The sequence below is a fragment of the Micromonospora sp. AMSO31t genome (assembly GCF_008868175.1).
Taxonomy (GTDB): Bacteria; Actinomycetota; Actinomycetes; order Mycobacteriales; family Micromonosporaceae; genus Micromonospora.
Window position 1 is genome coordinate 24,244 of sequence record NZ_WBKT01000058.1, and the last position, 8,486, is coordinate 32,729.

7 protein-coding genes are annotated in these 8,486 nt (G+C 75.1%); 4 read left to right on the forward strand and 3 right to left on the reverse strand.

Features of this window, described 5'->3' with window-relative positions; all coding sequences use genetic code 11:
* Window positions 1-9: 9 nt before the first annotated feature.
* The 3 genes from F8274_RS15415 to F8274_RS15425 all read right to left on the reverse strand — a co-directional run bounded on the left by F8274_RS15415 (window position 10) and on the right by F8274_RS15425 (window position 2,481).
* A complete protein-coding gene (locus tag F8274_RS15415; RefSeq protein WP_151463081.1) occupies window positions 10-513 on the reverse strand; it encodes a DUF2017 domain-containing protein in 504 nt (167 codons plus the stop codon).
* The gene (gene clpS, locus F8274_RS15420) at window positions 510-800 is read right to left on the reverse strand and encodes an ATP-dependent Clp protease adapter ClpS (RefSeq protein ID WP_091269570.1); all 291 of its coding nucleotides are present in this window, start codon (window positions 798-800) and stop codon (window positions 510-512) included. The genes F8274_RS15415 and clpS overlap by 4 nt, the downstream gene beginning before the upstream one ends.
* Before the next feature lie 115 nt (window positions 801-915).
* Window positions 916-2,481 carry a hypothetical protein gene (locus F8274_RS15425; RefSeq protein ID WP_151463082.1) on the reverse strand — a complete coding sequence of 522 codons (1,566 nt, stop codon included), beginning with the start codon at window positions 2,479-2,481 and terminating at the stop codon, window positions 916-918.
* A 198-nt stretch (window positions 2,482-2,679) separates the two neighbouring features.
* Between F8274_RS15425 and F8274_RS15430 the strand changes: the two genes are divergently transcribed.
* From F8274_RS15430 to F8274_RS15445, 4 genes are all read left to right on the forward strand, one after another.
* Window positions 2,680-5,358: a LuxR C-terminal-related transcriptional regulator gene (locus tag F8274_RS15430; RefSeq protein ID WP_151463083.1), complete on the forward strand. Its 2,679-nt coding sequence runs from the start codon at window positions 2,680-2,682 to the stop codon at window positions 5,356-5,358.
* A 16-nt stretch (window positions 5,359-5,374) separates the two neighbouring features.
* Entirely contained in the window at window positions 5,375-6,661 is a 1,287-nt protein-coding gene (locus F8274_RS15435; RefSeq protein ID WP_151463084.1) for a nicotinate phosphoribosyltransferase, read from the forward strand.
* 10 nt (window positions 6,662-6,671) lie between these two features.
* The gene (locus F8274_RS15440) at window positions 6,672-7,253 is read left to right on the forward strand and encodes an isochorismatase family protein (RefSeq protein WP_151463085.1); all 582 of its coding nucleotides are present in this window, start codon (window positions 6,672-6,674) and stop codon (window positions 7,251-7,253) included.
* Between the two features lie 40 nt (window positions 7,254-7,293).
* The coding region (locus tag F8274_RS15445) for an MFS transporter (RefSeq protein ID WP_151463086.1) at window positions 7,294-8,486 on the forward strand (1,193 nt) is incomplete at its 3' end.

Below are 8,486 nucleotides of genomic sequence, written 5' to 3' on the forward strand. Positions count from 1 at the left end.
CGTCACGACTCAGTCGATCAGGGCGTTGAGCAGGGATTCCTGGAGATAACCCAGGTACGCGTAGACCGACAGCTGGAACACCCGCGACGAGGTGGGGTCCTCGGCGACCGCCTCGTCCAGTTCCTCGCCCAGGTCGGTGCCGTCCTTGATCTCCAGCCGGACGCCCATGGCCAGCCGGGCGTCGTTGAGCGCGCGCAGCCACGCCTCGGCCGCCTCCGCGTCGAGCCGCACCTCGCCACCGGCCTCGCCGTCGGGCAGCGCGGCCAGAATGGCGCCGGCCTGGTCGATCTTGGCGGTCTTGAGGTCGCCCTCGGTGTAGCGGCGGAACTCGGCGCTGCCGGCCACGTCGTCGGGGTAGGCCTCGGGGAAGAGCCGGCCGACGACCGGGTCGCCGTGGTCGAAGCCGTCGGTGAGCAGCCCGACCACCTCGGAGGCGACCTTGCGCAGCACCCGGACCTCGTCGACCGCGAAGGTGGCCACGTAGCGGTCGCCCTGCCGGCGGAACATGCTCATGACCGGTCCACCGTCGCCCAGAGGCCGTACGCGTGCAGTTGCGACGCGTCGTGCTCCATCCGCTCCCGGGCGCCGCTGGAGACGACCGCCTTGCCCTTGTGGTGCACATCCAGCATGAGCTGCTCGGCCTTCTCCCGGCTGTATCCGAAGAGCTTCTGGAACACCCAGGTCACGTACGTCATGAGGTTGACCGGATCGTCCCAGACGATGGTCACCCATGGCCGGTCGGAGACCGGCACCTCTTCGGTGTCCGGCGTCTCGACCGGCGCAACCTGTGGAGCCGCCATGCCCCCCATCGTGCCACCGGATCCGGGGAACCGATGAACCGGAACGGCGCGGCGGTCGGGATCACCCGCCCGGGCCGCGGACGCCGACCGCGCCGGCCGTGCGGCGGCCCCGGCCTCAGGCGAGCAGGATGCCGTGGTCGACAGCATCGGTGAGGACCGCGCTGAGCGAGAGACGGATCACCTCGAAGCGACGGGACACCTGGCGGGAAAGCTCCAGCTCGACCTCGCGCAGTGCCCGCTGCGCCCAGGAGCGGGCCGCGTTGGGGTCGGCGTTGCCGGGCGCCCGCCAGTGCTGCCAGCAGCCGCCGTTGAGGGCCACCCCGACGGGCGAAAGCGCCTCGTCGCGCTCGGCGCCCGGATAGCCGGCGAGCGCGTCGAGGGCGCCGGTGCCGGCCAGCCCGGCCACCCCGGCGGTGCTCGTGACGAGGAGCACGCGGTCCAGCTCGCGGCCGTCCGGGTGGTCGGCCAGACCCCAGCGGACCGCGTGCACGATCCGCCGGCGCACGCCCTCGGCGAGCGGCGCGCCGAAGACCCGGGCGGCCGCGTCGTCGACGATGCCGCGGACCGCCTCGTCGCACTGCGCGGTGGCGAGCAGCGACAGCGCCTCCATCTCGCGGTCGAGCAGCTGCGGCAGGCCGGCGCAGCCGACCCCGAAGACGATCTCCTGCACCACGCGGAGGTGGATGTTGGCCAGCTCCAGAGCGAGGTGCTGGCGGATCCGCTGGGCGCAGGAGCGGGCCTGGCGGTCGATCCGCTCGGCGAGGTCGGCCGGCTCGGAGCCGGCCACCACGGGCACCCGCCCGTGCGCGCCGGGCGGCTCCGGGGGGCGGGAGCTCGCCCGGCGCAGCCCCTCGTCGGCGGCCCAGCCGACCAGCGCGCGGCGCAGCACGGAGTGCTCGCCCTGGCGGACCGGGAACCAGCGGGCCTGGGCGAGCGCGGGCACCGCGGCCAGCAGCGCGGCCCGGTGCGCCGCGACGGAGACCTCCACGGCGTCGTACCGGCGGGCGGCGGGGCCGGGCGGGCCGGACCGGCCGGCCGACGACCCGGACGCCCCCGTGTCCTCCGTCGTCGTGCCGTCCGCCGGCGCCGCCCAGCCGGCCACGCCGGGGGTGACGGCGAAGAACACCTCGACCCGGGTGCGCGCCACCTCGGCCAGCAGGTGCAGCTCGGCCGCGCTGAACGCCTGGTCGGCGGAGATCACGAAGAGCAGGGACCCGGCCCGGCCCGCCGCGTCGAGCAGCACCCGGCCGCCGGCCACCCCGAGGGCGCCGGTGTCCGGCGTGTCGAGCACGGAGAAGTGGCGCAGCAGCGGGTCCGGCAGGCTCAGCTCCACCCGACGCGGCGGGCGCGCGAGGGCCGGGCCGGCGGCGAGCGGGTCGGCACGGTAGGAGTGCGGCTGGCGGTAGCCCGGCACGTAGGCGGCGCGGGTGGCCGCCTTGGCGTGGTGCACGAGGAGGTGGCTGCCGGCGGGCACGGCGAGCATCCCCGGATCCAGGTCGAGCAGGCCGGCGAGCAGCTCGCGGCGGCCGGCGCCGGCCGGACCGGTGACCACGACGCCCAGCGGCTCGTCCGGCCCCGGTTCGGTCACCCCGAGCCGGGTCGGCAGCGGCGCGCAGCGGGGCGGCTCCGCCAGCCCGCCCGGTTCGGGCACGTCGACCGAGGGGAGTGGACCTGGCTTCATCAGGCGGCCTCCCGGTGTGGCGATCGGAAGCGGTCCGGTCGCGTGGAAATTCCCTGGTCACAGGGCGATGTGGGAAGACTACGGCTGTCGCGATTCCGACACCGAACACATCCGATACTCACGAGTAATCGACAGATTACTCAACTTCGCTGCGTGACGGTCTACGCGCGGACGGAACACCATCGATATGCTGCACCGATGAGTCGGTGGGACTTCGTCGGCCGAACGGATGAGCTCAACCGTCTGTTGTCGGCGGTCGGCGGTCCGGAGGGACGCGGGCTGCTCTTCAGCGGCAATGCCGGGGTGGGCAAGAGCCGGTTGCTGCGTGAGGGGGTGGCCGCGCTCTCGCCCGACCGCTACGCCATCTGGTCCGTGGCGGCCAGCGCCACGACAGCCGCGCTGCCGTTCGGCGGGCTGGTCCAGGTGCTGCCGAGCGCGCAGCCGCAGGGCCTCTCCCCCGCCGGCATCCTGCGCTGGGCGGTCGACGTGCTCCAGGAGCAGGCCGCCGGCCGGCCGATCGTGCTGGCGATCGACGACGCCCACCTGCTCGACCCGCCGTCGGCGGCGCTGGTGCACCTCATCGCCCGCTCCGAGAACGCCACGGTGCTCGGCACGCTGCGCAACGGCGAGCAGATCCCGCTGCCGATCCGCGCCTTGTGGACCGACGACCTGGTCGACCTGGTCGAGCTGGGACCGCTCGGCCCGAACGAGACCACCGGGCTGCTCGCCGCGATCCTCGGCGGTCCGGTCGACGCCGGCTCCTCGGAGCGGCTGCACCGGCTCTCCGCCGGCAACCCGCTGCTGCTGCGCGAGCTGGTGCTGGCCGCCTCCGGTGGCAACGAGCTGAGCAAGACGTACGGGATCTGGAAGTGGACCGGCCGGCTGGAGCTGGCGCCCAGCCTCACCGACCTGATCGACACCCGGATCGGCCAGCTCACACCCGGCGTGCGCGCGGTGGTCGAGCTGGTCGCGTTCGGCGAGCCGCTCGGCCTGCAACTGCTGGAGCAGGCGGTGGACCCGGCTGACGTGGAGGTCGCCGAGGAGCGGGGCCTGATCTCCATGGTGCGCGACGACCGGCGGCTCAACGTGCGCCTCGCCCACCCGCTCTACGGCGAGGTGATGCGCCGGCACTGCCCGGTCAGCCGCACCCGGCGGCTCCAGGCCACCCTGGCCGGGCTGCTCGAACGGGTCGGCAAGCGGCGCCGCGACGACCTGCTCCGGGTCGCCGTCTGGCGGCTCGACTCGGGCACGGCGCAGGACCCGGCCCTGCTGCTCGACGCGGCCGCACAGGCCTTCGGCCGGTACGACGTGCCGCTGGCCACCCGGCTGGCCCGGGCGGCCCTGGACGGCGAGGGCGGCTCGGACGCCGCGGAGCTGCTCGCCACGATCCTCATGTTCGCCGACCGGCCGGACGAGGCCATCGAGGTGCTCGACCAGGTCGCCGGGGCGATCCAGGACGACCGGCGGCGCGGCCGGTGGCTGACCGCCCGGGGCATGGTCAGCTACTGGGGGCTGAGCCGGGAATCCACCGTGGAGGAGATCGCCGCGCGCGGCGCCGAGCTGACCGACGCCGCCGACCAGGCTCGGGTCCGCGCCTTCGAGGCGATCATGCGGCTGCACCGGCTGGACACCGACACCGCGGTCCGGCTGGCCCAGGCCGTGCTGGACCGGCCGGCGGCCCCGATGGCCGCGCGCGAACTGGCCCGGTGCACCCTCGCGCACCTCCAGGCCGCGCAGGGGCAGTACGTGCGCAGCGCCACCGCGATCGCCCGGGTGCAGGCCGAGGCGGCGTGCTGGCGGGGCGACATGCCCTACCTCCAACTCGCCATGGAGCTGGCCCGGGGCACCCGGCTCGCGCTCTCCGGCGACCTGGCCGGCATCGACGCGATCGTCGCCGACGAGTTCGCCGACCTGGCCGGCGCCGGGGACTTCCGGCTCGGCACCGGCTACCTGGCCATCCTCCAGGCGTACGCGGCGCGGCTGCGCGGGCGCGGCGACGAGGCGCTGAAGACCAGCCTCGGCGCCTGCGCCGTGCTCGCCACCAGCCGGGTCTACGCCGGCCTGGCGCACGCCGAGCGCGCCCAGGCGGCGGCGCTGCGCGGCGACGGCACGCACGCGGCCGAGGCGATGGCCGAGGCGGACCGCACCCACGCGCCCGGGATGGCGGTGCTCTACCCCTGGCTGGAGCAGGCCCGGGGCGCGGTGCACGCGGCGGTCGGCGACCTGCCGGCGGCCACCAAGCACCTCACCGCGCTCGCCGACCGGCTGCGGGCGGACGGCCTGGCCGGGCACGAGCTGCTGGTCCTGCTCGACCTGGTCCGCTTCGACCAGGCCGGCGCGTCGATCGGGCCGACCTGCACCGACGGCGACCGGCGGACCGTGGCGCAGCGCCTGACCGAGCTCTCCGAGCAGGTCGACGGGGTGCTGCCGCCGCTGGTCGCCCGGTACGCTCGCGCCACCGTCGACGGTTGCCCCGACGACCTGCTCGCCGTGGCCGACGGCTTCGCCGCCCGGGAGCTGACGGTCTACGCCGCCGAGGCGACCGCCATGGCGCTGCACCGGATGCGCGGTGGCCGGCCCGGGGCGACCGGCCCGGCCCGCGAGCGCCTCGCCGAGCTGCTCCGCCGCTGCGACGAGGTGTCCACGCCGGCGCTGCGGCTGCTCCGCCCGACGCTGAGCGAGCGGGAGTGGGAGATCGCCCGGCTCGCCGCCGACGGCGTGACCAGCCGCACCATCGCCGAGCGGCTCTTCCTGTCCACCCGCACGGTGGAGAACCACCTCCAGCGGGTCTACAGCAAGCTCGGGGTGGCCGGCCGCGCCGAGCTGCGGGCCGCGTTGCGGTCGATGCCGGGCCACGACGGCACGGATCCGGCCTGAACTCTAGGCTGAGGCGGTGAGCACCCTTCGCCCCGCGCTGCTGACCGACCACTACGAGCTGACCATGGTCAGCGCCGCCCTGCGGGACGGCACGGCCGACCGTCGCTGCGTCTTCGAGGTGTTCAGCCGGCGGCTGCCGGCCGGCCGCCGCTACGGCGTGGTCGCCGGGACGGGCCGGCTGGTCGACCTGATCCGCGACTTCCGGTTCGACCCCGCGGAGATCGACTTCCTGCGCCGCACCGGCGTGGTGGACGACCGGGCCGCCCGGTGGCTGGCCGACTACCGCTTCACCGGCGACGTCGACGGGTACGCCGAGGGCGAGCTGTTCTTCCCCGGCTCCCCGATCCTCACCGTCTCCGGCACCTTCGCCGAGTGCGTGGTGCTGGAGACGCTGGCGCTGTCGGTGCTCAACCACGACTCCGCGGTGGCCGCCGCGGCGGCCCGGATGGTCACGGCCGCCCGCGGCCGGGCGCTGATCGAGATGGGCTCCCGCCGGGCGCACGAGGAGGCGGCGGTGGCCGCCGCCCGGGCCGCGTACCTGGCCGGGTTCCGGTTCACCTCCAACCTGGCCGCCGGCCAGCGCTACGGCATCCCCACGGCCGGCACCGCCGCGCACGCGTTCACCCTGCTGCACGACGACGAGCAGGCGGCGTTCGCCTCGCAGGTCGCCACGCTGGGCAAGGACACCACGCTGCTGGTCGACACCTACGACATCAGCCAGGGCATCCGCAACGCCATCGCGGTGGCCGGGCCGGAGCTGCGCGCGGTCCGGATCGACTCGGGCGACCTGGCGGTCATCGCCCAGCAGTCCCGCGAACTGCTCGACTCGCTCGGCGCCACCGAGACGAAGATCATTGTCTCCGGCGACCTCGACGAGTACGCCATCGCCTCCCTCGCCGCCGAGCCCGTCGACATGTACGGCGCCGGCACCGCCGTGGTGACCGGTTCGGGCGCACCCACCGCCGGCCTGGTCTACAAGCTGGTCGAGGTGGAGGGGCGCCCGGTGGTCAAGCGCTCCGAGCACAAGGCCACCATCGGCGGCCGGAAGGTGGCCGTCCGCCGGCACAAGCCGACCGGCACCGCCACCGAGGAGGTCATCGTGCCGCAGGGCGTGCCGGACCGGCAGCCCAACGACCGTCTGCTCCAGCGTTCGTTCGTCGTCGAGGGCGAGGCGGTGGCGCTGCCCACTCTCGACGAGTCCCGGGAGCACCTGCGGGAGTGCCTGATCTCCATCCCGTGGGAGGGGCTCAAGCTCTCCGGCGGCGACCCGGCCGTCCCGGTGACCGTCGTACCCGCGAGCTGAGAGGACCGACATGGCCAACGCCTTGATCATCGTGGACGTGCAGAACGACTTCTGCGAGGGCGGCTCCCTGGCCGTGACCGGTGGGGCGGGGGTCGCCGCCGGCATCACCCGGCTGCTCGCCGCCGAGCCGGAACGCTGGGACCACGTGGTCGCGACGAAGGACTTCCACATCGACCCGGGCGCCCACTTCGGCGACCCGCCGGACTACGTCGACTCCTGGCCCCGGCACTGCGTGGTGGGCACCGCCGGCTCCGAGTTCCACCCCGACCTGGCCACCGGACGGGTGGAGGCGATCTTCCACAAGGGCGAGCACGCGGCCGCGTACTCGGGCTTCGAGGGGCACGCCGACGACGGCGAGTGCCTGGCCGACTGGCTGCGCCGGCACGACGTGGACCGGGTCGACGTGGTCGGCATCGCCACCGACCACTGCGTCCGGGCCACCGCGCTCGACGCGGCCCGGGAGGGCTTCGTGACCACGGTGCTGCTGGACCTGACCGCCGCCGTCGCGCCCGACACGCTGGACGTGGCGCTGCGGGCCTTAGACGGCGCCGGGGTCACGACGGTCGGTGAACCTGTGATCAGGGCCGCTTGAGCAGGTAATCGGTTGCGGCTGTCGTACCCCCGGCCCAGGATTGCGGCCGGAGGTACGGACCGTCGTGAATTTGAAGCCTTACCGGGAGGCGCTCGCCCTGCCCGGTCTCCGGTCGTTGCTGCTGATCTCGGTGCTGGCGCGCATCCCGCTCACCGCGACCGGCGTGACGCTCACCTTCCACGTCGTGCTCGACCTCGGTCGCGGCTACGGCGCGGCGGGGCTGGTCGGCGCCGCCTCCACCGTCGGGGCCGCGCTCGGCTCCCCGCTGCTCGGCCGGCTGGTCGACCGGCGCGGCCTGCGCCCGGTGCTGCTCCTCACCACGATCGCCGAGGGCGTCTTCTGGGCCAGCGCGCCGACCCTGTCGTACCCGGTGCTGCTGCCCACCGCGTTCCTGGCCGGGCTGTTCGCGCTGCCGGTCTTCTCGGTGGTCCGGCAGTCCGTCGCCGCGCTGGTGCCCGCCGAGCGGCGCCGCCCCGCGTACGCCCTCGACTCGATGTCGGTGGAGCTCTCCTTCATGGTCGGCCCCGCGCTGGCCGTGGCCATGGCCGCCGCCGTGTCGCCCCGGCTCACCATGTGGGCGGTCGGCGCCGGGATCGTCGCCTCCGGCATCTGCTTCTGGCTGCTCGACCCGCCCACCCGCGCCGCCGACGAGCCGGTCGGCCCGGCCCGCAAGGTGCCCCGCCGGGAGTGGGTCACCCCCCGGCTGCTCGCCGTGCTGGCGGTCAGCCTGGCCGCCACCCTGGTGCTCGGCGGCACCGACGTCGCGGTGGTCGCCGTGCTGCGCGAGGGCGGCGAGGTCGGCTGGACGGGCGCCGTCCTGGCCATGTGGGCGGTCGCCTCGCTGGTGGGCGGCTTCGCGTACGGGGCGGTCACCCGCTCCCTCTCCCCGCTGGCCCTGGTGGCCGCGCTGAGCCTGGCCACCATCCCGGTCGGGCTGGGCGGGTCGCACTGGTGGCTGCTCTGCCTGGCGCTCGTCCCGGCCGGCGCGCTCTGCGCGCCCTCCATCGCCTCGACCTCGGACGCGGTGAGCCGGCTCGCCCCGGCCGGGGTCCGCGGCGAGGCCATGGGCCTGCACGGCTCGGCCGTCACCGTCGGCATCGCACTCGGCGCGCCGCTGGCCGGCGCGGTGATCGACGCCTCGGCGCCGGCCTGGGGGTTCGCGGTCACGGGCGCGATCGGTGTGCTGGTCGCCCTGGCCGTCCTCCCGATCGAACTGCGCCACCGCCGCGAGCC

Excerpts from the sequence above, each read along its gene's own strand:
- F8274_RS15415 (WP_151463081.1), bottom strand. The coding sequence starts at position 513 with ATGAGCATGTTCCGCCGGCAGGGCGACCGCTACGTGGCCACCTTCGCG.
- clpS (WP_091269570.1), bottom strand. The coding sequence starts at position 800 with ATGGCGGCTCCACAGGTTGCGCCGGTCGAGACGCCGGACACCGAAGAG.
- F8274_RS15425 (WP_151463082.1), bottom strand. The coding sequence starts at position 2,481 with ATGAAGCCAGGTCCACTCCCCTCGGTCGACGTGCCCGAACCGGGCGGG.
- F8274_RS15430 (WP_151463083.1), top strand. The coding sequence starts at position 2,680 with ATGAGTCGGTGGGACTTCGTCGGCCGAACGGATGAGCTCAACCGTCTG.
- F8274_RS15440 (WP_151463085.1), top strand. The coding sequence starts at position 6,672 with ATGGCCAACGCCTTGATCATCGTGGACGTGCAGAACGACTTCTGCGAG.